Source organism: Alteromonas sp. BZK5 (assembly GCF_014349115.1).
In the GTDB taxonomy this organism is placed as follows: domain Bacteria; phylum Pseudomonadota; class Gammaproteobacteria; order Enterobacterales; family Alteromonadaceae; genus Alteromonas; species Alteromonas macleodii.
Map to the genome: position 1 here is coordinate 1 of NZ_JACSOE010000237.1, position 1,734 is coordinate 1,734.

A 1,734-nucleotide genomic window follows, 5' to 3' on the forward strand; every position below is an offset into this window, starting at 1 on the left:
CGATATAACTGAGCGGCGCGAAGATAGCTCCAGCAACCGCCGCAACGGCCATTCGGCCATTAAAGGCGGTTAAACTGTGATAGACCGTACCTGCAAAGGCAGCCCATAGAAGACTTAGCCAAATTGGAATTGGCCAGAAGCTGACCAGCGTTTCAGTCTCGTTAAAAATGAACAGCCCGCTTAGGGTTAAAAGCGCATCAACCACCGTGCCCAGTAAAAATACCGTGCCCATTAGCTTTATATCTTCCTCTCGCTTGGGCGAAATGGTTATCCATAGAAGGATCAACCCTAACACTGGAATTACTGCTTTGTTCTGGAACAAGATGACCAGCCACCAAATTCCTTGGAACCATACAAAGTTCGCAACCTTTAGTACCGCACTATTCTTCATTTGAAACGCTCATATTTTCAATATCAAAGCATACGTTTACCGGTAAGTGATAGTTCAACCCTATTGCGACAAAAGTAAACGAAAACGCTCTAGTGTAAGTATAGATGCATAGACTGTTTGCTCTTTCCAATTACAAAGGATGTATTAATCGTGAAAATGGTGAAGTATTACGTACTTGGTGCATTAGTGGCGTTAGCACTAACGTTGACCGTGCCAGTGATATTATTAAAAGTGGTATTTGGTTGGATTGCATTTTCCCTTATTGCCGTAAGCAGCGCCTATTTGCTCAACTATCCAAGCCTGTTTCGCAAACGTGAGGATGGCTCAATACCATTCTACATACGCTGGATTTTTGTACCTTTTTTACTGGGCTCTTGGCTTTACAATGAATTCGCACGGAGAACGGATAAAGTCCCCCCCCTACAAAAAATTGAGCCGCACTTATTCCTTGCGTGCCGCATGTCGGGAAAACACGTTAGCCTTTTAAACGAAAACAACATTGATGCCATTCTTGACGTAACCGCTGAATTTGATGGACTGGATTGGACGGCATATCAAGAAGATTACCGCTATTTAAACGTACCGGTACTCGACCATACCAGCCCCACTCCTGAACAGCTTGTTTTAGCAATAAATTGGTTAAATCAGCAAATTTCTGAAAAGAAAAATGTTGTTGTGCATTGTGCGCTTGGACGAGGTCGCTCTGTTCTGGTGGTTGCAGCCTATTTGCTGGCCAAAAACCCTACGTTGAGTGTAGATGATGCATTACATGAAATTAACCAGATACGCCAAACAGCAAGGCTCAACAAACGTCAATTAGCATCGCTGCAGCAGATTAGAGATGGTGGCCTACTTTCACTACAAAAGAATCTAACCCTTATTGTTAATCCAGTTGCTGGGGGCGGTAAATGGGAGCAATACCGAGATGACGTTCTTTCTCGATTAAATGAAAAATTCAAAGTGACCGTGAAAGAAACCACACCTGAAGTAGACGGTAAGGCACTAGCAGAGAAAGCAAAACAAGACGGCGCCCACATTATTGTCGCATGCGGCGGCGATGGAACGTTAACTGAAGTCGCTTCGGCTTTGGTCAACACCGACGTTACCATGGGGATTATCCCCTTTGGTACAGCAAACGCACTAAGCCAAGTGTTGCATGGCTACATTAGTAAAGTTATGCCTATTAGTACAGCATGCGACATCATTATAGAGGGCAATACCTTATCCATAGATACCGCGACCTGTAACGACCACGTTATGCTTTTGGTAGCAGCAGTTGGCTTCGAGGAAAAAATGATTTCGGCCGCTGATCGTGAAGAAAAGAATGTAGGCGGCCAGTTTGC

General features: G+C 44.3%; 2 protein-coding genes. One reads left to right on the forward strand and one right to left on the reverse strand.

What is annotated here, in order from left to right; all coding sequences use genetic code 11:
• Positions 1-391: DUF2878 domain-containing protein (locus tag BIZ39_RS21605; RefSeq protein WP_187448084.1), on the reverse strand; the 391-nt coding region annotated here is incomplete at its 3' end.
• Between the two features lie 150 nt (positions 392-541).
• On the opposite strand from BIZ39_RS21605, the gene BIZ39_RS21610 reads away from it, so the two are divergent.
• Positions 542-1,734 (forward strand): diacylglycerol kinase family protein (locus BIZ39_RS21610; protein ID WP_187448085.1); only part of this gene is annotated, 1,193 nt, incomplete at its 3' end.